A 22,907-nucleotide genomic window follows, 5' to 3' on the forward strand; every position below is an offset into this window, starting at 1 on the left:
CGAATCCTTTCTATTTACATCTGAAACCATCTTACACTATAATCTTCTTATCTAGCAAGAAAAGATTATATCAGGAGAAATAACCATGTTAAGAAACATTGATCTAAATGAAATATCTGATGGAAAGCTCTATGGAATCAACGACATGGTCAAGGCTGACTGCGGCGGCTGTCATGGATGTTCCGCCTGCTGTCATGACATGGGAACTTCCATTATCCTTGATCCATTGGATGTCTTCCGCATAACCACAGGTCTTCAAAAATCATTTGAAGAATTACTAGATGGCTTTCTAGAGTTGAATGTTGTAGACGGAATTATCCTTCCCAATCTTAGGATGAGCGGAAATGATAAAGCATGCGCATTCCTTGACCAGAATCAACGATGCAGCATCCACGCCATCCGCCCGGGTATCTGCCGGATCTTTCCTCTAGGACGTTTTTACCAGAATCATTCTTTCCAATACATTCTTCAGGTTCACGAATGTCCGAAACCAAACAAAACCAAGGTAAAAGTCCGTAAATGGATCGACACAGAAGACAGCCGCCGTTACGAGAAGTATATCAGCGACTGGCACTATTATCTCAAAGGCCTGCAGGAATACATTCAAACTGCCAAAAACGATTCTGAGCAAAAAACAATCAGTATGTATCTGTTAAAACAATTCTTCCTGCTGCCATTTCAAACATCGCAGGATTTTTATGAACAATTTTACTCCAGACTGGAAGAAGCCATGGCATATACAGATCAATTTCTGTAGTCCATGGCTTCACGCCTATCCCTTCTTTAACTTATCATTCATTTTCATCTACAATTCAAACTCTTCCAACAACTTCTTTTGATATTCCTCATTGCCTGCTGCTTTTACAATATCTTCCGTACGATTTTGCTCTGCAAGCAACTGGTTCAGTCGGTTAAGACGCTGTGTTGCTAATACCTTACCTTTTGCCATTCCAGCGGCCTCGCCCTCTTCGTATCCCTCGGCACGTGTCTGACGCATATGTCTCTCTTCATCATATTCGTAGATACTCATTCGTTTCGCCTCCGCTCTGTTCTTCGACAGGAATTCTGACAGAATTCCTTCTTTGATACATTCTGTTATCGCTTGCTCCACAGCATCCTCCAGTGACATTCTATCTGCATATTCCCGTACTCTTGCCGTATACAGGGAATAATCCTTTAATGTTTTGCATGCATTCAACAATTCCGGATTATAATCCGGATTGATATTTAACATAAGCGCCGTTAACTCTAGAGAAATTTCATCTTCCTTAACGCTGTACATGTCTGACAACTTCAGAATCATTCGATCTGGAAATGGGTCTCTTCCGTTATAAAAGATTAAAAATCGAGGCGGTGGTATATTGATAACCTTTCGCCCATACAGATTCTCGTTCTTTGTAATATTCGCATAGATGTCTGATACATACAGTAAATACCGAAGTGGCAGATTCGGACTGTAAGTTGACTGGTGTTCATACAATGACAGTCTGGAATCAATGATAAAAGATACATCGTTCTTCATGGACATATAAATAGCATTTTGCAAAGTGTTGATTTCCAACAATTCAGGGATATCATAATCTGTTTTGTTGACTGCATTATACAAGGCAAGCAATTCTTTTTTGTCACTGAATATCATCTCAAAGATACGGGCTTTGTAGATGCGGTTTGAAGTAACTGTTCCTGTCTGTTCCATAAAAAGGCCTCCTTTTTCTATTCTTGCAGAGGCTTTTCCAATGCATCCTGTTCCATCCTGGAAATCCTCTGCTGTTATGTGGGTGATCAAGCATTGAGATTTCTAAGATTTTCTGATGATTGAGATGAATTTCAGACGCGTTTCGCTTAGACTGATAGAAATAAAATGCTCTGTGTGTATTCTAGCATAATGAATTTTGAAATACAACAACTCATACTATTTTATTTTCGACAGTAAAAATTACATCTATACACTACTCTTTAGTGTATCAATTTTTAAAACCATACGAAGTAGCGATCAGCAAAGCCTTTGAGTTTTCTGTTATTTTTTTCTCCTTTACAAGTTTTTTTACCCCCGCAACAGACAATGCAGAAGATGTTTCTAAATACAATCCGTTTCTCGCCAACTCAGACACCGATATTCCTACATAAGACGCTGGAACAGAGATTGCATATCCATTACTATTTTTTAATGCCAAATATGATTGTACTGTTACCGTATTGCCTCCAATTGATGGTGTATTTTGGCTATTACCTTCGAATTGTTTAATGCATTCATCCAAACTCCTAACTTTTTCTAAACGAGGAAATGGTTCTACCGCAACTAACCGTGGCATTTCTTTTATCTTTTCTGCATCAATCAAATCTTGAAATCCCTCATATATTCCCCACAACAAATCTCCGCGCGATGTAGGTATCAAAATATACTCTGGAATATCATCCTTCATTTCCTCAAATATCTCATAAGATATCGTTTTATATCCTTGCACACCAAAACAGCAACTGCCTACTGGAGGAACATTTACATTAGTTGCACTAAACCAATTTTCAGTCTCCATCTCTTCTCTGATTAATTTCCACCGACTCATTGAATCTTTCGCAATAATTAGTTCCGCACCAGTCGTTTCTATCGCTTTTTTCCAGTGTGAAGCAATGGCATCCGTTACAACAATACTACATGATATTTCATTTGCCGCAGCATAACATGCAAGAGAGATTCCTTCGTTACCACTTGAAGCTGCCACAATTTTAGAATACCCCATTTCTTTTGCTCTCGTTACAATCAAGGGATTCATTCTATCCTTATGAGAACCTGTCGGATTCTGAAACTCACATTTCACATAAAGATTTCTAATTCCTATTTCCTCTGCAAGACGTGGTATCTCCACAACTGGAGTTGCACCTTCCCCCAGAGAGATAAAATCATCAACCGGAAGCATAGAAATGTACCTTTTCATTCCTTTTTTCATCGGAAGTATTTTCAGATTTTCTTTATATTTGAATGTCAAACTAGACGGATGCCCTTTATTCAAACAGTCGGGACATCCTAACGGATACTCTCCAACAGGTAACTCTGCTCCACATTGAATACAGTACATATATTGAATCTTTTCATTTGTCACATCTAATTCCTCCGTAAAATATTATTCTGCTAGCATTGTAAAGAAATTATATTTACAATATGAAATTAATTAACCTTACAGATACAGTTCCGTCCTCCTGACTGAAACATATGGTTTTTCCTGTCGTATCATCGCAGATTCTTTCAAATCAATATCTGCATATAGTATCTTCTCGGTATCATCTGCCTTTACTATCGTCTTGCCTTCTGCAGATACCTGAAAGCCTGTATCAGATGCCGCATAATACTCCTGTTCATAGAACCTTTCTGCCTGAGCAATATGAACCATTTTCTGGATTCCAAGAATGGTACCTTCCTGATCAATCAATATACTTGCATCATAAGACTCACCATTTTCTGTAAGGTAGATATTGGGAACTGCCATGATGTGATAATCTCTGCAGGTATCACAAAAAGCTTTTACAATACATTCTTAAATTATTTTCACTTTTTCTCATATATCTCTCGCATTCTTGAAAGTAATATAAATGTAACTTATTCCAAATATCACACCACTTATGAGTAAAAGGAAATGCCTCAATGCGATGCCGCTTAGCAGAAATATTCCGATGGGAATAATCGCCAGCGCCATACTCTTCCACAATTTCGGCTCGATAAAATACAGCATCCAGGCAACCCAGTATGCAATTAGTAAAAGTACATTTCCTACTCCATACATCAAAAAAGCATTCACAGAACAAAATCCGAATTCCGCAATTCCGATATGAAACACCATAAGAAACATGGATGCATATCTTCCAATCTGTTCCATCAGATTCATTCCCTTATTAACTACTTTATTTTCCTGTCCCCGATAATAAAATGCATAGATAAGATTCGGAAGTAACATTAATATGATAATGATAAATCCAAAGATATTTATCCAGTTTTCTCCCGTCTGTCCTGCTATAAATACAGATGTCGGTCCATCTGCTCCGCCTATAGAATAACTCATTTTAAATCACCTCTGATCAAGACTCATTATATCATCTAATTCTGTTTTACACTAATCCTTTATGCCATAATACTGATAAATTGCTGAACCGATATACTTTGTAATTCCTTTTCCATATTGCTTGTCTGTGGCTTCTTCCATTTGAGAATTGTTTCGGTAATCGTTTGCAACTTCCAACAATAAGGCTCTCGCATTATCTACTTTAAAAAGACTTTTATAATTTTCTGCCAATCTTTTTACCGCTTCCATTGCCATATCGTTATCTGAATTTTCCATTGCATGGGCAAATTGTCTGTAAGTCATATCTATTTCATTTTGCTTCTCAGTAAATTCCTCTTTATCTCCTGTTGACTGCAGACTCGCCTCTATCGCTTTTTCTTTACTTCCATATATTTTAATCAACTGCTCACAGACCTTTTCGTCTTTGAAGTTTTCTGTTACAGTCTGTACGAACTGATCAATATCTCCATACTTCTCTACTATCGTCTTTTTATCTTCTTCACTCATAACCTCTAATGAATGATGAACTATTTTTTGAATATCGTCATGGTTAAATGCTTCAAAGCTCATCTTCTCCTCTCCTTTCAATACGTCAGAAATTAATTCAATTATTCCGTTCAGACGGTTACGCTTCATTTCTAACATCCATTTTTGCATTTCGAGAATTTTTCGCTTATCAGCATCAGGATTTCACATAATTGCTTTTATCTCTGATAATGGAACTTCTAATTCTCTGAAAAACATAATCTGTCGTAATTCCTTCAGCGATTTCTCGTCATACAAACGATATCCTGCTTCTGTTAATTTTGCAGGCTTAAGTAAATTAATTTCATCATAATACCGTAATGTTCTTATACTGATTCCTGTCAGCTCCGACACCTCTTTTACTGTTTTCATACTTCCTCCTTTCCTATTCATCGTAAACCGTTACGTTACTGGAGAGTCAAGATGTTTTCTGTTTTTATCTTATCATATTCCTAATAATCCTACACCCATTTTCGTGCATAGAAAAATGGCGCAGATAATATCTCTATTACCTACGCCATTTCTTATTACACTTTTCAATTCAAGTACTCTATTTGTCGGAAATATTTTCCTTCAATTTATTTCTGTACAATATTGATGATCTTCTTCGGAACATAGATCTCTTTTACAATGGTTCCTGTCAGCTTATCTGCCACTGCTGCTTTTCCGGCTTCAATTGCATCTTCTTTGGAAACATCTGCTGCCACAGAGATGACTGCTCTGGTCTTACCGTTAATCTGTACCGGAACTTCTATCTCATCATCTTTCATAGCTTCTTCATCGTAAGTTGGCCATCCGGCACTGAATACACTGCCTTCGTGTCCTAACTGCTCCCAGATCTCTTCTGCAATATGAGGTGCAAATGGGGACAGAAGAACTGCCATGATAGACAATGTCTCCTTGTCAATTCCGCCTTCTTTCTTGGCAATCTCAATCAGCTTATTGTTATGCTCCATGAAACCAGAGATTGCTGTATTCAGGCTGAAGCTTTCCAGACGAGTAGTAATATCATATACCAGTCTGTGACGTTCCTTGATCATCTCTTTGGTAGCTTTTACATCTGCTTCTTTACTGTCCATTACCAGATTCCACAGACGTTTTAAGAAACGGTTTACACCGTCAATTCCACGGTCATCCCACTCTGCATCTAACTCCGGTGGTCCTACGAACAGCTCGTACATTCTCAGAGAATCACATCCGTAATCTCTCACAAGATCATCCGGAGATACCACATTTCCTTTTGATTTGCTCATCTTAATACCATTCTTGCCAGTGATCATACCCTGATTGAACAGTTTCTGGAATGGCTCATCAAAATCAATCACACCGATATCGTATAAGAACTTGGTATAGAAACGGGAATACAATAAGTGTAATACCGCATGTTCTACACCGCCGATATACATATCTACCGGAAGCATCTCATCTGCTTTTTCTCTGGATACCAGTTCTTTATCATTATGATTATCAACATAACGTAAGAAATACCAGGAAGATCCAGCCCACTGAGGCATGGTGTTGGTCTCACGTTTTGCAGGCTTGCCACACTGAGGACAGGTGCAATTCACCCACTCATCAATACCTGCAAGTGGTGACTCACCGGTTCCTGTCGGCTCATAGGATTCTACATCTGGCAGACGAAGTGGCAATTCTTCTTCCGGCACTGGTACACAGCCACAATCTGGACAATGTACGATCGGAATTGGCTCACCCCAGTAACGCTGACGAGAGAATACCCAGTCACGGAGCTTGTAATTTACAGTTGCACGTCCAATACCGCGCTCCTCAATGATATGTGGTGCTTCTTTCTTCAGCACTGCAGATTCCATACCATTCCACTCACCGGAATTGATCATTGTTCCGTTCGCTTCGGTATAAGCTTCCGTCATATTTTCAATTTCTTTTCCATCTTTCGCAATAACCTGAATAATCGGAATGCCAAATTTCGTTGCGAATTCAAAGTCACGGTCATCGTGTGCAGGTACACACATGATTGCACCGGTACCATAATCGGCCAGTACATAATCAGACAGCCAGATTGGTGTCTTCTCACCGTTTAACGGATTGATTGCATAACTACCTGTGAATACACCTGTCTTCTCTTTATCCTGCATACGATCTACATTAGACTTCATAGATGCATCGTAGATGTATTTCTCAACAGCCTCTCTGGTCTCATCCGTAGCCAGGCTCTTAGCCAGTTCATGCTCCGGAGCAAGAACCATAAAGGTTGCACCATACAAGGTATCTGGTCTTGTTGTATATACCGTAATCTTTTCTTCTCTTCCTTCAACAGGGAAGTCTACTTCTGCACCGTAAGACTTGCCAATCCAGTCAGCCTGCATCTTCTTAACCTTCTCCGGCCAGTCAAGCTTGTCCAGATCATTTAACAGTCTGTCTGCATATTTAGTAATACGGAGCATCCACTGACGAAGATTCTTCTTCGTAACCTCAGTTCCACAGCGCTCACATTTTCCATTTACTACTTCCTCATTGGCAAGACCGGTCTTACAAGACGGGCACCAGTTGATTGGAAATTCCTTCTCATAAGCAAGCCCTTCTTTGAACATCTTTACAAAGATCCACTGCGTCCACTTATAAAAGTCAGGATCTGTTGTATTTACTTCACGATCCCAGTCATACAGTGCTGCAATCTCATTGATCTGACGCTTGATATTCTTAATATTCTCAGCGGTAGAAATTGCCGGATGCACTCCCATCTTAATGGCATAGTTCTCAGCAGGCAGTCCGAACGCGTCCCATCCCATCGGATGAATGATATAGTAACCCTGCTGCAATTTATATCTGCTCCATACATCAGAGATTACATATCCTCTCCAATGTCCAACATGAAGCCCATTTCCTGACGGATATGGGAACATATCCAGACAGTAATACTTCTCACGTTTTGTTCCATCTGCATTTTCTTTGACGTTAACAGGATCTTTTTCCCATCTTTCACGCCACTTTTTCTCAATTGCCTTATGATTATAAGGTACGTTTGACATCTTTCCATTCCTCCTATATTGATTACTTGGTGAGGTTCTACACGAACCTAGTAAGCAATATACAACCTGCTGGCTTAGCGAGGTCCTTTCGAGCTTAGCAGCATGGTTGTCTCCTTACTTACTTGGTGAGGTTCTACACGAACCTAGTAAGCAATATACAACCTGCTGGCTTAGCGAGGTCCTTTCGAGCTTAGCAGCATGGTTGTCTCCTTACTTACTTGGTGAGGTTCTTCACAAACCTGACAATAAAAAAGCCTTCACATCTCTCAAGAGACGAAAAGGCTTAGCTTCCGTGGTACCACTCTTCTTCATATGGAGGTAAAACTCCATATGCACTCATTCTTTTCTGTAACGGGAAATCCCGCTCCTGCCTATACTACTATGACTGCTTCAAATCGCCATAGCATTCAACAGAAGAACTCCGAGGCGAGTTGGGAGATTACGCTTACTGTCTTGCACCACCCGACAGCTCTCTGTAAACGATAGGCTCTTAATACTCCTCATCAACGTTTCTATCATATATAAACTATTTGCCTAATTATTATATGAAGAATGTTAAAATAAGTCAACCCCCTTGTTTTACTTTCCATTACACAACAAACAAAACATTGATCATCTTTCCATGAAAATGTATAATTTTAAGGTTGTTCCCTCTACACCTTTAGTGTATAATAGACATAAGTAAATCGTACTGAGATGTTCAGTATAATATGATACATAAAGGAGAGATTTCCCATGGTAAATTTATTAACAGGTCCGAAAGGCAGCGGAAAAACACAACAAATGATCGAACAGGCTAACGCAAAAGCAAAAGAATGTAACGGCAATGTAGTATTTATCAAGAAAACTCACAGAGATACAGCAAGTGTTGCATTTGATATCCGTACAATTTGTATGGATGATTTCCCGACAATTACCAATACAGACGAATACATTGGATTCTTATATGGCATGTATAGTTCTAACCACGATATCGAATGTATCTTTATCGATGGTATTCTGAAGCATGCTGATATTTCTTTAGACAGCATGCCCGATTTTATTGAAAGACTGAAAAAGATCTCAAAGGAATGTGGTATTGATTTCTATGTAAGCATTAGTGCCGATAAAGCTGATTTATCAGGTGTTAATGCCGAGGGATGCACATTTTTGAACTAATATAACTATTTCAAAAGGAAAGGGCAGTCCAATCGGGCTGCCCTTTATGGTACAAAAAGATGAGTGGGATCAAAGATGCAAAAAAGAAAAGAGCCAGACGCCAGAAGATGAAAAGACTTCGCATAATGTTGTGCATTCTTCTTTTTCTCTTTCTATGTATTCTACTGTTTTTGACAGTGCGTTCTTTTCATTCTAAAGATAAAGAAAAGAAGGTAGAAACACCTCCGCCTTCTGAAAATATTGATACATCCAAAGTCGATGTACAGGAACTAGTGATTAACAGTACAGAACCTTCCGACTCTGAAGCACCGGTTTCTATTACCGTAAGTTCTATGGGTGACTGTACACTGGGAACAGATGTCAACTTTGCGCAATCGACCAGTCTTCCGGCATATTACGATATCAACGGTCCCGATTACTTTTTCCAAAATGTTCGATCCATACTGGAAGCAGATGATCTGTCAATTGTAAATATGGAAGGAACCCTTACCACCTCCGACCAGCGCGCAGACAAAACTTATGCGTTTAAAGCCTCCCAGGATTACGTCAAGATTCTTTCCGACAGTTCTATAGAAGCTGCTAACTTGGCTAACAACCACAGCATGGATTATGGGGAGCAAAGTTATACTGATACAATCAATGCTTTAGATGATGCAGGCATCGCAAGTTTTGGCTTTGAACATGTGAAAATTCTGGACATCAAAGGGATCAAGGTAGGTGTTACCGGTATCTACGAACTTGCAGAACATCTGGAAAAGAAGCAGCAGGTAAAAGAGAATATAGCTGCATTAAAAAAAGCAGGCGCACAATTAATCATTATTAATTTTCACTGGGGAATGGAGCGAGAATACCAGCCAAACGATACACAGAAGCAATTGGCACATCTGGCAATCGACGAAGGTGCCGATCTGGTAATCGGTCATCACCCTCATGTATTACAGGGTATCGAAAAGTATAAAGACAAATATATTGCTTACAGCCTGGGAAATTTCTGTTTCGGAGGGAACTCCAATCCAACAGACAAAGATACCATGATCTTTCAGCAGACATTTACCATTACAGAAAATGGTGTTGAAAAAGACGACAACATCAATATCATTCCATGTTCGCTTTCTTCCGCCAGCAGCTACAATGATTATCGTCCTACACCGCTAGACGAAGACGAAAAGCAACGAGTACTGAACAAAATCAAAGAATATAGTTCGAATCTGTGATGAACAAACTGACCAATAATCCATTCTTGAATTTCAACAACAAAAGTGTTAAGATGAAAGTACGCACTTGCATGGAGGTATGCTATGGATGAGACAAGTCAGAAAATCATTGACGCCACGATGTCTTTAATACGGGACAAAGGATATGTAGCTACAACTACCAAGGATATCGCAAAAACTGCAGGTGTCAATGAATGCACTCTGTTCCGTAAATTTAAAAGCAAAAAAGATATCGTTTTACATGGCGTGGCCCAGGAGAAATGGCGCGGAAATATTACTCCAGAGATCTTCCAGAATGTCACATGGGACTTGCAGCATGATCTGGAAATGTTCATGAATGCATATATGGAGAGGATGACACCCGATTTTGTGAATCTTTCCATTGGATTACGGGCACCACAGCTTTATGATGATACAGCCTCATTAATTATGAAAGTTCCACAGGCGTTCTTATCTTCTCTCGTAGATTATTTTAAAAAAATGGAAGAAAAAGGGAAATTACCACATCTGGATTTTGAATGCCTGGCGCTCACTATCTTTTCATCCACTTTTGGATATACTTTTTTACGCGCATCCTTTGATGATAAGTTGACGTCTATAGAGAAAAAAGCCTTTATTAAGCAAAGCGTCGAAGTGTTTTGCCGGGGAATTCCGCAAATATAATGAATCAGGTACTATCGGATATTTATTTATCTGGCAGTACCTTAAATATTAATTTTATGCAAGCAAGTACATGCATACAAAGGAGGTCGAAATATGAAAATATCTGGTGCTGAATTATTTGTAAAAGCTTTAAAGGAAGAAAAGGTTGACGTACTGTTTGCCTATCCCGGAGGGCAGGCCATTAATCTGTTTCATGCCCTTTATGGCGAAACAGATATCAAAGTCATCCTGCCGCGGCATGAACAGGGATTAGTTCATGCTGCTGATGGTTATGCCCGTTCTACCGGAAAAGTTGGTGTCTGTCTTGTAACAAGCGGACCAGGTGCCGCCAATCTGGTAACCGGCATTGCGACTGCCAATTATGACAGTGTTCCAATGGTATGTTTTACAGGACAGGTGCCGACAAAACTAATCGGTAATGACTCTTTTCAGGAAGTAAATATTGTTGATATTACCAAAAGCATCAGCAAATACGCAGTTACTGTTAAAAGGAGAGAAAATCTGGCTGAAATTATAAAAAAAGCATTCTATATCGCCAAGACCGGGAAGCCAGGAGTCGTGGTAGTTGACATTCCAAAAGATATTCAACAGGAATTGGGAAGCGATGATTACCCTTGCACAGTAGATACTCAGGACTGCAAGCCCAAAAACACCACTCCTTCCCTTCAGATTATCAAAGCCTTAGACATACTAGATCACTCCAAAAGGCCTGTTTTCTTAATCGGTGGTGGTGTAAATATAGCTCATGCAGGTAAAGAAATGACAAAACTAATCCAACTGACCGGCATCCCTGCTGTCACGACCATCATGGGAAAAGGTGCCATACCATCCGACCATGAACTATACATTGGAAACATAGGCATTCACGGCAGTTATGCTGCAAATTCTGCAATCAGTCAGTGCGATGTACTATTTTCTATCGGGGCAAGATTTAACGACCGCATTACAGGAAAAACGGACGAATTCGCGCCAAATGCAAAAATCATCCGCGTTGACATAGATCCAATCTGCATTTCCAGAAATATTGAAGCAGATCTTTCTATCGTTGCTGACGCAAAAGATGTAATCTGCTCATTACTTGAGAAAGCCGGCCCTTTAAATATCAGAAGTTGGACAGAACAAATCAACACATGGAAAAAAGCACACCCTATCCATATATCCGGCGACGGTATGACACCTGAGTCGATTATCGGTCAGATCAACCAGATATTCAAAAATGCTATCATCGCAACAGATGTCGGACAACATCAATTATGGACGACTCAGTTTCTTGATCTCAATGAGCACAAACAACTTCTGACTTCTGGCGGTCTCGGAACTATGGGGTATGGTTTCCCGGCAGCACTTGGAGCCAAAATTGGAAACCCTGAAAAAGATGTGATCGTAATATCCGGGGATGGAAGTATACAGATGAATATTCAGGAATTAGCTACTGCTGTTGTAAATGAACTGTCGATTATTATCTGTATCTTCAACAACAGCTATCTGGGAAATGTAAGGCAATGGCAGGAGATGTTCTACCAAAAACACTATTCGCAGACCTGCCTTCGCCGCCGCAAAAGCTGTGCCGCTATCTGTAATACACCAACCCAAAACTGTCCGGAATATACTCCTGATTTTATACGTCTGGCAGAAAGCTATGGTGCAAAAGGAATCCGTGTCACAGAAGAATCGGAAATAGCAGATGCACTCACCGAAGCAAAGCAAAACCAGAAAGCACCAACAATCATTGAATTTATCATTGAACAAGAATTGAATGTACTGCCGATCGTCCCGCCAGGCAGACCGTTACAGCATATGATTTTAGAAGGCTCACAAAAGAATGCATAATAAAAAGTGGAGGATTTCATCTTTCCTCCACTTATCGTTCCGTCAATCAGTTCAGTTCTTTATATATAAAACAGGAATTCATACAATAGCGTGATCAAAGGCATGGTAATGATACAGAAAATGACAGACATTACATTAATTACGCTGGCATATTGCGCATCTTTATTATATATCTGGGCAAGCTGAGTTACCATAGCTGCCGAAGGTGCCGCTGTAGCAAGTAATACAACCATAAAGATATATTCTGCATCATTATGTAAGCCCAGATGACCCAGGAATGCAAAGGACACTGTTGCAATCAACGGAAATACAATCAACCGCAGCAGACAGATCAGATAAGGACGTTTTTGTCTGAACACCCACAGAAGATTCACATCTCCAATGACCATACCAATGACCAGCATGCTGGCGGTACTCACCATATCGCCAAACCCACTGACACTACTGCCTATTACAACTGGAAGCCTGATTCCAGTGGCAAAAAATACGAATCCAAGGAATATGGCAATCAGATTCGGATTCAACAGAATCTTCTTATAATCTCTCTGCTGTTCCTGATTCACAACGCTTACTCCATGTGTCCAGACCAAAACAGCCTGAACCATGATAAATGCAGATGTATAGAATACCCATTCACTTCCCAGTACCGCCGATACCAGCGGAATGATCAGATAGCCTGAATTCGTATAGATAATAGAAGCCTTTTCAATACTGTTAATATTTAAAGGCTTCTCAATGAGCTTTGTCACAGCAATCATCACAACATGCACAATAACTGAAAGAACCGTTGCCAGAAGCAGCCCATATACTTTGTCCTTTGTTAATTCAATTTGAAAGGAATTAAAGATTGCACATGGTGAACAGATATATACAACGATATTAGATATAATCTTACTGTCTTTCGTTTTAAATAGTCCTATCTTTACAATAATATATCCTACGACCATCGTTAAAAACATGGCCATAATCTGCTCTGCCAAAAGTATACTCAATTCCATTATTTCTCTTCCTTAATCTCCAGAGACATGACTGTGTTTGCTTTGTCCCCCTCTTTGTATTCCATGGTAATCTCCTGCCCGGTTTCACATCTGACAACATCAATATAATCAACAACTGATACGTCAAAGATATCATCAGAACCTTCCACCATGATATAATAGTGCGATGTTCCCTCTAGCACTGCCTGTGCAATCTTTGTAATCTTACCTTGGATGGTTTTTACCTCTCTGGTATCTTCTTCAACCTGTTTCACTCCATTGCTCAGCAATAATTCCAGATAATTTTCTTCACACTGGCTTACACTGTCGCCAATGGCAACAATCTGATATTTCTGAACATTTACCATAGCATACTTTTTCACAAGCCCCGCATCATCTTTTAGAGCAATAAAATATGTCGGTTCATCCGAAATATTCAACAACAGAGGAAATGTCGCAAGATATCCCAGATTCTGTACCTGTCCTTCTGCGGAAGACATGGCAGATGCTTCTGTCGCACCTTCTACTTTATAATATTTTGTCTCCATAGTACGCTGGTTCGAAAGCACAAAACCAACATTAGACTGATCTCCGTTTACAGATGTCACTCCTGTATACATCCACACGTCATCATCCAGAGCCAGGTAATTATATCCGTCTGTCGTTTCCAGACAGTCTTTCTGACTTAAAACGCTGTTCAGAAAACCATGTTTCAATGTTCCGTAATAATCAAACAACTGCACCAGAAGATCTGCAGAATATGCACGGTCTACCCACTGTGGTACATCTTCAATATCATAAGTCTTGGTTTCTCCGGTAATGGCATTACACAATACTACTTTCCCAACCGTTTCACCGCCAAAAAGTCCAATATTAAACTTCTTTACCGGTGCGATCCAATAAGGTACACCTTTGTCATCAATTTCAAAACTTAAGTCTCCATAGATATAGGTCGGATGTGCAAACCGCAGATGCCTGTAAATATTCCGATTCAGATGTTCACTGGTCGTATACTTCATTCCCTCGTCAAGTTTTACAAGTTCCGTAGTCTGTGTTGCCATATTAATACGGATATAAGCCGGAATTCCATTCGAACGATTGGTAAACCATTTGATCAAATTCGCATATTTCAGCGGAGACACACGAACCGGATTATCCTGATAATTAATCTGGCTATAGATATCATCCACCTCAAACTGTGAGACCATATCTACCATACTTCCCATCTTACGGTCTCCCAGAATCTCTGCCGTATCTTTATCCAGAAGCGGAATCTTATCAAACGAAAGTTCTTCTACATCTTCCGTAAACTCTCCTTCTTCAACAGTCAACAATTTCTGATACTTTTTGGCATTTACAATCGGAGACGATAATAGAGAGCCGATCAGATAGATGATTCCGAGTCCAAGTATAATAATTCCAAAACCTTTCATCACTTTACTCTGCCGGAATTCACCTCTTCCGAGTCTTTTACGCATTGCATAACAGACCGCCAGCACAATAAATATCACAATTACAAAAAACCATGTGTCTGAAGAGTGGATATTGATTGCCGGCAATGAAATATAATAATATAAACCTGCCAGCAATACTACAATAATTGCAATTAAAAACTTCTTTTTTCCTTTCATACTACCTCCTGTTCTATACTCTAGAACTTTCTTTTCCATGCTGAAGCTGTAAATAACATTAAAAATGGAAAGATTTCCAAACGCCCTGCAAGCATATCAATGCAAAAAACCAGCTTGGATAATGGTGAAAATGCTGCAAAATTTCCTGCCGGCCCTACCTTTGAAATTCCAGGTCCGATATTATTCATTGTCGCTAACACAGAGCTGAATGTAGTCGCAAAATCCATATTATCAATAGAAATAAGCAGAACAGACCCTATCAAAAGAGCAGCATATGACATCAAATAGACATTGACGCTTCGAAGAACTTCATGATCCACTTTTTTCCCGTTGACTCTGATAATATTTACAGACTTAGGATGTGCCAGTTTCATAATCTCCTGTTTAATATTTTTCAACACCATCAGAAAACGCGATACTTTCATTCCGCCGCCGGTAGATGATGCACACGCTCCAACGATCATCAAAAACAAAAGTATACATTGAGAAAACATCGGCCACTCATTATAATCTGCCGTTGCATATCCTGTCGTTGTAATAATGGATGCCACCTGAAATACTGCGTAGCGGAATGCTTTTAATGGATTGGGATACTGACCGCTGATATTCAGTGTAATCGCCGCTGTCGAAAGAGATATAATCAGCAAATACGCCTTTAATTCTTCATTTTTGAAAACCATTTTGTATTCTCCGATCAACAGCAGAAAATACAAGTTAAAATTAATACCAAATAATATCATAAATGTAGTAATGACACCATCGATATATGCACTGTTAAAATATCCGACACTGGCTCCGTAATTGGCAAATCCTCCGGTACCTGCTGTTCCGAATGAAAAGATCAGGCTGTCAAAAAGTCCCATTCCACCAAAGATCAAAAGTATGATTTCTATAGATGTCAGTCCAAAGTACATTCCATAAAGAATTCTCGCTGTAGAAGTCATCTTGGGAACCAGTTTATCTTTCTCTGGCCCCGGAACCTCTGCACGCATCAGGTGCATGGTATTCTTCTTGTCCAGAGAAGTAAGCACCATAACGAATACCAGCACTCCCATACCGCCTACCCAATGAGTAAAGCTTCTCCAGAAAAGCATACATTTTGGTAACGCTTCTATGTCTTCAAGAATACTGGAACCTGTTGTCGTGAAACCGGATACCGTCTCAAAAAAAGCATCAACAAAATCAGGGATACAACCTGACAGACAGAACGGTAACGCCCCAAATAAAGACCATAAAATCCACGCACTGGCGACAATAACCATTCCTTCTTTTCCATAGATTGTCCGATTCGCCGGGCTCTTTCTTCCAAACAGGAAATAAGCAACGAATAATATTACTGTGGGTATCAGAAAATACACTCCACAGAACTCCTGATAAATAAGGGATACAAAAGCCGGGAGCAGCAAAAGTACGCCTTCGACTCCCATCATCTTTCCCAATATGTATCGTATCATCTTTGTATTCATAATCTTTTCTCGTCTCCCTACGCCAAAATATCTTTCAAATCATTGATGATATGATCTTTCGTAATTACAATTACACTGTCGCCAACTTCCAGATGATCCTCTCCGTTTGGAATAATGATTCTTCTGTTTCGTCCAATACATGCAATCAGATTATTTGGCTTTGTCGGAAGATTTTTAAGCGGAACATTGGTCAGGCTGCTTTCCTTTTTTATAATAAATTCCATTGCCTCTAAGCTGCCATTTAATAACCGATATATAGTCTCAACATTGGCACTGCTATAAGAATTATTTCTTGCTCTTACATAACCGACAATTGCATCTGCTGCCGCACTTTTCGCAGAAATAATACTGTCAATTCCAAGACCTTCTACCATCTGCGCTCTGGAATCTTCATTCACTTTGGCAATAATCTTGCTGACTCCCTGCGTTTTAGCGAAAAGTGACATAATGATATTCTCTTCATCCATTCCTGTCAACGCAACAACTGCATCCGCATTTCCGATTCCTTCCTCCAGAAGCAGATCATGGTCTGCCGCATCTCCATGGATCACTGTAGCGCCCGGCAATGCCTCACACAGATATTCACAAGTCTTTTCATTACGCTCTACAATCTTTACCTGCATTCCTACCTGGAGAAGCTGTCTGGTAAGATAAAAGCAGACATTACCGCCGCCGCATATCAAGACCTTCTTTATCTTTGCATTTCTGCGTCCTAATGCCTTAAAAAAAGCTTTTAAATCCTGATGTGCAGCTGCGATATGGAGTCTGTCACCTTGCTGCAATACAAAATCTCCATCAGGAATATAGATCTCACTTCCACGCTTCACCGCGCACACCAATATTTTGATCTGGAACTTTCGATATATTTCAGCCAGTGACAATCCTGCTAACAGACTTTCTTCTCTCATAACATGCTCGATCAGTTCCACTCTTCCCTTCATAAAGGTCTCTACTTTACATGCCTCAGGGAGTAATAATACACGAGAAATCTCATTTGCTGCCGCAAGTTCCGGATTGACTGCCATACTCAGATGCAAATCTTCTTTTAAAATATCTATCTGGCGATAATACATCGGATTACGCACCCTCGCAATTGTATGTTTTGCACCTAGCCTTCTTGCAAGCAGACAGCTTAACATATTCATCTCATCCGTAGATGCACATGCAATAACCAGATCGGCATGTGGTACATCTGCTTCTTTCTGTATCTCAACATCAGCGCCATTCCCTGTAATACAGAAAACATCCATTTGATTCAACGATTCCCTTAACTTTCCGGCATTCTGATCAATCAAAACAATATCATAATCTTCTTCTGACAACTGTGCTGCTACTTTATGCCCGACTTTGCCATCACCAATTACTACTATCTTCATTTTCTATGATCCTCTATCTACTATTATTTTTCATATAACAAGGAGATTATAGCACTTTTAATCTAAGAAAAAAAGCCCTTACGGGCTTTTCTTCTATGTGAAAAATCTCTATTCTTCTGCTGCTCTTTTTGCGATCTCAGCTTCCTGAACGTCAGATGGAGCCTGCTCATAACGTGCAAATTCATAAGAATATGTTCCTCTTCCTCCAGTCATAGAACGTAATACTGTACAATAACCAAATAATCCTGTCATAGGAATATCTGCAACGATCTCCTGGTAACCACCTGCAATTGGATTCATGCCAAGCACTCTTCCGCGGCGCTTATTCAGATCTCCCATAACATCTCCTGTATAATCATCCGGAACGATAACTTTAATAGAGGCAATTGGTTCCAACAGAACCGGTCCTGCTTCCATGAAACCTTTCTTGAATGCTTGAATCGTTGCAGTCTTAAATGCCATTTCAGAAGAGTCTACCGGATGATAAGATCCATCATACAATACTGCCTTCACGCCAACTACAGGATAGCCAGCCAAAGGTCCCTTAAGAACAGATTCCTGCAGACCCTTTTCAACAGCCGGGAAGTAATTCTTAGGAACGGCACCACCAACAACTTCTTCTTCGAAGATATATGGTGTTTCAAGATCACCGGATGGCTCGAATCTCATCTTAACATGACCATACTGTCCATGTCCACCTGATTGTTTCTTATATTTGGTATCAACATCCGATTTCTTTTTCAGTGTCTCACGGAAAGCAACCTTTGGAGTCTCCAGAGTAACTTCACATTTGTATCTCTCTGCCAGCTTGCTTACTGCTATTTCAAGATGCTGGTCGCCCATACCATAGAGCAATGTCTGACGGTTCTCACTGTCATTAACTACTTTCAAGGTTACATCTTCTGCCATCATCTTCTGCAATGCCTGAGATACTTTATCTTCATCTCCTTTATTCTTGGTTACATATTTCATATATGTATATGGCTTTGAATAATCTGTCTTACCATACAGAACCGGAGTTGTCTTAGTAGAAAGAGTGTCTCCTGTCTTTGTAGCCGTAAGTTTTGCAATTGCTCCGATATCACCGGCAAATAATTCACTTACTTCTACTGGCTTATTTCCAATCATTGTATATATCTTTCCTAATTTCTCATCCGTCTCTGAATCAGAATTGTAAAGTGTATCATCGCCTTTTAATACACCAGAGCAAACTTTAATGAATGAATATTTTCCAATGAATGGATCTACCATTGTCTTAAATACATATGCAGATTTTGCTTTTGCGAAATCATAATTTGCTTCATATATCTCATTTGTCTTGCGATTGATACCTGCACATTCTCTCCAATCAGGACTTGGGAAGAATCTGACAATATCAGATAAGAGATTTGCAACGCCCTGTGCCTGAATATTTGATCCCATTGCAACAGGAACGATACTGCCTTCCATAACCTCTGTACGCATCGCAGCACGAATCTCTTCTACAGAGAACTCATCTCCTGCAAAATAACGCTCCATATATTCATCACTGATTTCTGCAACTGCCTCTAACAATTTCTCACGATAAATTTCAAGGTTCGGTTTACAATAATCCGGAATCTCACATTCCTCTCGCTGCCCAATACCTGTATAACGTCTTCCTGCATTCTTAATAACATTGACATAACCAACTAATTTCTCATTCTCACGGATTGGCTGGAAATGAGGTGCGATTACTTTTCCGTATCTGTCAGTCAGATCCTGAACAACCTGACGGAAACTAGCATCGTCTACATCCATCTCCGTTACATATATCATACGTGGCAGGTTATACTTATCACACAATTCCCATGCTTTCTCCGTTCCTACTTCCACACCTGCCTTACCGGACACAACAATTACAGCTGCATCTGCCGCACTGACTGCTTCTTCAACTTCTCCCACAAAATCGAAGTATCCGGGTGTATCCAGTACATTAATCTTTGCTTTTTCCCACTCGATTGGTACTAAAGTTGTACTAATTGAAAATTCACGTCTCTGTTCTTCTTTATCAAAATCACTAATCGTATTACCATCTGTAACTTTTCCCATACGATTGGTAGCTCCTGATACATAAGCCATAGCCTCTACAAGGCTTGTCTTTCCGCATCCCCCATGTCCTAACAGGACAACGTTTCTAATCTCATCCGTTCTGTAAACCTTCATAATTAGCTGCCTCCTTATATTGGTAAAATCTCATGTATATATTGTACTAAAAAAAAGCTTCTATTACAACTCTTTTATACACAATTTACAACAAAGTATGCTTCTATGCTTTAAAGCGTTATAGTATTGACAAGTAATTGGGGACAGGGTAAAATGAATCGGGGACAGGGTAATTTTAATCTGGGACGGAGGAAATCTCATTTTCCCCCGTCCCCTACCCCAAAGGAGGACTAACATGAAACATAAAATTGGTTTTATCGGTCTGGGACTTATCGGTGGTTCTATCGCAAAAGCAATCCGGCAGTACTATCCTGAATACGAAATTGTCGCTTTTGATAAAAATAAGGAAACTTTGGCGCTGGCAACCCAGGAATCTATTATTGATGTGGCTGCAACTACTATTGATGATAACTTCAATCACTGTAATTACATCTTTTTATGTACACCAGTATCGTTTAATACAGCCTATCTGAAGCAGTTAACCAATTATCTGCATGAAGATTGTATTCTTACGGATGTTGGCAGTGTAAAGTCGAGTATCCATAAGGAAGTAGAGGCTCTTGGCATTGAAGAATATTTTATCGGCGGCCACCCTATGGCTGGTTCTGAAAAAAGTGGTTTTATCAATTCTAAAGCTATGCTGATTGAAAATGCATATTATGTGCTGACTCCAACCAGGAAGGTATCGCAGGAAAAGATAGATGCCTATGTCAAGTTTGTTGAAAGTCTGCGTTCTATCCCGATTATACTGGATTATCAGGAACATGATTATGCAACCGGAACAATCAGTCATCTGCCGCATATCATTGCTTCTACACTGGTCAATTTTGTCCGGGATACGGATACAAAAAATGAATTAATGAAGAATCTTGCTGCCGGAGGATTTAAAGATATTACTCGTATTGCTTCTTCTTCACCGACTATGTGGCAGCATATCTGTTTAAAAAACAAAGAGAATATTTCTCATATCCTTGGAGAATATATACATTCGCTTGAAAAAGCAAAAATGCTGATCGACCAGGAAGATGAACATGCACTGTACAATATGTTTGATTCATCCAGAAATTACCGTAACTCTATCCCAGATGTGTCTGCCGGTCCGATCAAGAAAACATTTGCTGTCTATTGTGATATTATTGATGAAGCAGGCGGAATCGCTGCCATTGCTACAATTCTTGCATCCAACAATCTGAACATCAAGAATATTGGAATCGTAAATAACAGAGAATTTGAAGAAGGGGTTCTGCGTATAGAATTCTACGACGAAGGTTCTTCCAAAAAAGCCGCAGAATTATTGCAGAAATTCAGGTATATTGTTTATGAGCGTTAAAAAAATTAATCCAACTACCAATTTAAAAGGGAAAATTCATATACCGGGAGATAAGTCTATCTCTCATCGTTCCGTTATGTTTGGTTCTATCGCCCTTGGCACTACGGAAATCACCCATTTTCTAAATGGCGCAGATTGTCTATCTACCATTGACTGTTTTCGAAAACTTGGCGTCGATATCGAACAACGCCCAGATTGTATTCTGGTTCACGGAAAAGGACTGCATGGTCTGTCAGCCCCCGCTGATATATTAAATGTAGGGAACAGCGGAACAACCACTCGTTTAATGTCCGGTATTCTGGCCGGGCAAGAATTTACTTCTGTGATGTCCGGCGACGATTCTCTGAATTCTCGTCCCATGGGCAGAATCATGAAACCATTGAACAGTATGGGAGCTCACATTACCAGTATTCACGGAAATAATTGTGCTCCTTTAAAAATAGAGCCGGGCAATCTGCATGGTATTGATTATCAATCACCCGTTGCATCTGCACAGGTTAAATCTGCCGTCCTTCTGGCAGGACTTTACGCAGACGGTACCACTTCTGTTACCGAACCTGCTTTGTCTCGTAATCATACAGAACTCATGTTAAAGAGCTTTGGCGCTGACATTTCCTCTGTTCAACATACTGATGGAACTGCCACTGCACATATTGCTCCATGCAAAGAATTATATGCACAAAAAATACAGGTCCCTGGAGACATCTCTTCTGCAGCATATTTTATTGCAGCCGCACTTTTAGTCCCAGACTCAGAGTTGTTGATTCAAAATGTAGGAATCAACCCGACTCGCGCCGGTATCTTAAAAGTATGTCAGGACATGGGCGCTGACATTACTTATCTGAATCAGAAAAATGCCGGTGGTGAACCAACTGCTGACCTTTTAGTCAAATACAGTCATCTCCACGGAACCACTATTAAAGGTAGCATGATTCCCACACTAATTGATGAAATTCCAATGATTGCCGTAATGGCTGCACATGCCGAAGGTACTACAGTGATTAAGGATGCTGCTGAATTGAAAGTAAAAGAAACCAATCGGATTGATACCGTCACAGAAGGACTAAAAGCCATGGGCGCTGAGATAATTCCAACCGATGACGGCATGATCATTGAAGGCGGAACATCTCTTACCGGTGCCCACATCCAAAGCTATCTCGATCATCGAATCGCCATGGCATTTGCAATTGCAGGCCTTACCGCACAAGGAGAGACAATCATTGAAAACAGCCAGTGTGTAGATGTATCATATCCCGAATTCTTTACAACACTGGAATCTCTCCAATAGGAATTTAGATGAGTTTGTTGGTGATTGGGATGTGTACGGCGCAAGAGAGCTGGATAGGCTGGTCTGTATCCGACATCCTTCGCCAAGAATCCATAACAGAAAAAAGAGTTGCAATTTCGTGACCGGACTGATTCACCGAGAAATTTGAATAATTTCTCGATTCAGCAGTCCTTTCGAATTTGGCTGGATGCCAAATTCTCACACG

Annotated in this window: 19 protein-coding genes and 1 other annotated feature; of the genes, 7 read left to right on the forward strand and 12 right to left on the reverse strand. The window is 40.0% G+C overall.

Annotation, left to right across the window (positions count from 1 at the left end; all coding sequences use genetic code 11):
- Positions 1 to 85 precede the first annotated feature (85 nt).
- A complete protein-coding gene (locus ACQRD1_RS01805) occupies positions 86 to 757 on the forward strand; it encodes a YkgJ family cysteine cluster protein (protein ID WP_427786859.1) in 672 nt (223 codons plus the stop codon).
- 48 nt (positions 758 to 805) lie between these two features.
- On the opposite strand, the gene ACQRD1_RS01810 is transcribed toward ACQRD1_RS01805, so the two are convergent.
- The 7 genes from ACQRD1_RS01810 to leuS all read right to left on the reverse strand — a co-directional run bounded on the left by ACQRD1_RS01810 (position 806) and on the right by leuS (position 7,585).
- Entirely contained in the window at positions 806 to 1,696 is an 891-nt protein-coding gene (locus tag ACQRD1_RS01810) for a hypothetical protein (protein ID WP_235231739.1), read from the reverse strand.
- Positions 1,697 to 1,964: 268 nt separating this feature from the next.
- On the reverse strand, positions 1,965 to 3,098 hold the full coding sequence (locus ACQRD1_RS01815) for a pyridoxal-phosphate dependent enzyme (RefSeq protein WP_347376435.1): 1,134 nt from the start codon (positions 3,096 to 3,098) through the stop codon (positions 1,965 to 1,967).
- Positions 3,099 to 3,173: 75 nt separating this feature from the next.
- Positions 3,174 to 3,482: a hypothetical protein gene (locus tag ACQRD1_RS01820; RefSeq protein WP_347376436.1), complete on the reverse strand. Its 309-nt coding sequence runs from the start codon at positions 3,480 to 3,482 to the stop codon at positions 3,174 to 3,176.
- A gap of 69 nt (positions 3,483 to 3,551) precedes the next feature.
- Positions 3,552 to 4,052, reverse strand: coding sequence for a hypothetical protein (locus ACQRD1_RS01825; protein ID WP_347376437.1), 501 nt, complete (start codon positions 4,050 to 4,052; stop codon positions 3,552 to 3,554).
- A gap of 51 nt (positions 4,053 to 4,103) precedes the next feature.
- Positions 4,104 to 4,688, reverse strand: coding sequence for a TipAS antibiotic-recognition domain-containing protein (locus tag ACQRD1_RS01830; RefSeq protein WP_235231745.1), 585 nt, complete (start codon positions 4,686 to 4,688; stop codon positions 4,104 to 4,106).
- 54 nt (positions 4,689 to 4,742) lie between these two features.
- Positions 4,743 to 4,949, reverse strand: coding sequence for a MerR family transcriptional regulator (locus ACQRD1_RS01835; protein ID WP_235231746.1), 207 nt, complete (start codon positions 4,947 to 4,949; stop codon positions 4,743 to 4,745).
- Between the two features lie 206 nt (positions 4,950 to 5,155).
- Positions 5,156 to 7,585 (reverse strand): leucine--tRNA ligase, encoded by a 2,430-nt coding sequence (leuS, locus tag ACQRD1_RS01840; RefSeq protein ID WP_235231747.1) that lies wholly within the window; start codon positions 7,583 to 7,585, stop codon positions 5,156 to 5,158.
- 266 nt (positions 7,586 to 7,851) lie between these two features.
- Positions 7,852 to 8,101 (reverse strand) — a binding site (T-box leader).
- Between the two features lie 219 nt (positions 8,102 to 8,320).
- Between leuS and ACQRD1_RS01845 the strand changes: the two genes are divergently transcribed.
- The 4 genes from ACQRD1_RS01845 to ilvB all read left to right on the forward strand — a co-directional run bounded on the left by ACQRD1_RS01845 (position 8,321) and on the right by ilvB (position 12,450).
- Positions 8,321 to 8,743, forward strand: a complete 423-nt coding sequence (locus ACQRD1_RS01845; protein WP_235231748.1) for a hypothetical protein — start codon at positions 8,321 to 8,323, stop codon at positions 8,741 to 8,743.
- Positions 8,744 to 8,802: 59 nt separating this feature from the next.
- A complete protein-coding gene (locus tag ACQRD1_RS01850) occupies positions 8,803 to 9,957 on the forward strand; it encodes a CapA family protein (RefSeq protein WP_347376439.1) in 1,155 nt (384 codons plus the stop codon).
- Positions 9,958 to 10,041: 84 nt separating this feature from the next.
- Positions 10,042 to 10,620 (forward strand): TetR/AcrR family transcriptional regulator, encoded by a 579-nt coding sequence (locus tag ACQRD1_RS01855; protein WP_235231750.1) that lies wholly within the window; start codon positions 10,042 to 10,044, stop codon positions 10,618 to 10,620.
- Positions 10,621 to 10,713: 93 nt separating this feature from the next.
- Positions 10,714 to 12,450: a biosynthetic-type acetolactate synthase large subunit gene (gene ilvB, locus ACQRD1_RS01860; RefSeq protein WP_347376440.1), complete on the forward strand. Its 1,737-nt coding sequence runs from the start codon at positions 10,714 to 10,716 to the stop codon at positions 12,448 to 12,450.
- Between the two features lie 59 nt (positions 12,451 to 12,509).
- Here ilvB and ACQRD1_RS01865 read toward each other — a convergent pair whose 3' ends face one another.
- The 5 genes from ACQRD1_RS01865 to ACQRD1_RS01885 form a co-directional block, all read right to left on the reverse strand.
- Positions 12,510 to 13,448: an AEC family transporter gene (locus ACQRD1_RS01865; protein WP_235231752.1), complete on the reverse strand. Its 939-nt coding sequence runs from the start codon at positions 13,446 to 13,448 to the stop codon at positions 12,510 to 12,512.
- Positions 13,448 to 15,058, reverse strand: coding sequence for a CvpA family protein (locus tag ACQRD1_RS01870; RefSeq protein ID WP_235231754.1), 1,611 nt, complete (start codon positions 15,056 to 15,058; stop codon positions 13,448 to 13,450). The genes ACQRD1_RS01865 and ACQRD1_RS01870 overlap by 1 nt, the downstream gene beginning before the upstream one ends.
- Before the next feature lie 20 nt (positions 15,059 to 15,078).
- Positions 15,079 to 16,524: a TrkH family potassium uptake protein gene (locus ACQRD1_RS01875; RefSeq protein WP_235231755.1), complete on the reverse strand. Its 1,446-nt coding sequence runs from the start codon at positions 16,522 to 16,524 to the stop codon at positions 15,079 to 15,081.
- A 17-nt stretch (positions 16,525 to 16,541) separates the two neighbouring features.
- The gene (trkA, locus tag ACQRD1_RS01880) at positions 16,542 to 17,900 is read right to left on the reverse strand and encodes a Trk system potassium transporter TrkA (RefSeq protein ID WP_347376441.1); all 1,359 of its coding nucleotides are present in this window, start codon (positions 17,898 to 17,900) and stop codon (positions 16,542 to 16,544) included.
- A 108-nt stretch (positions 17,901 to 18,008) separates the two neighbouring features.
- Positions 18,009 to 20,084, reverse strand: coding sequence for an elongation factor G (locus ACQRD1_RS01885; protein WP_235231757.1), 2,076 nt, complete (start codon positions 20,082 to 20,084; stop codon positions 18,009 to 18,011).
- A gap of 235 nt (positions 20,085 to 20,319) precedes the next feature.
- Here ACQRD1_RS01885 and ACQRD1_RS01890 point away from each other — a divergent pair, with 235 nt between their 5' ends.
- Together ACQRD1_RS01890 and aroA are read left to right on the forward strand one after the other, a co-directional pair.
- Entirely contained in the window at positions 20,320 to 21,414 is a 1,095-nt protein-coding gene (locus tag ACQRD1_RS01890) for a prephenate dehydrogenase (protein ID WP_347376442.1), read from the forward strand.
- Positions 21,404 to 22,702: a 3-phosphoshikimate 1-carboxyvinyltransferase gene (gene aroA / locus ACQRD1_RS01895; protein WP_347376443.1), complete on the forward strand. Its 1,299-nt coding sequence runs from the start codon at positions 21,404 to 21,406 to the stop codon at positions 22,700 to 22,702. The genes ACQRD1_RS01890 and aroA overlap by 11 nt, the downstream gene beginning before the upstream one ends.
- Positions 22,703 to 22,907 lie beyond the last annotated feature (205 nt).

This window comes from Bariatricus sp. SGI.019, from assembly GCF_050315235.1.
In the GTDB taxonomy this organism is placed as follows: Bacteria; Bacillota; Clostridia; order Lachnospirales; family Lachnospiraceae; genus JAFBIX01.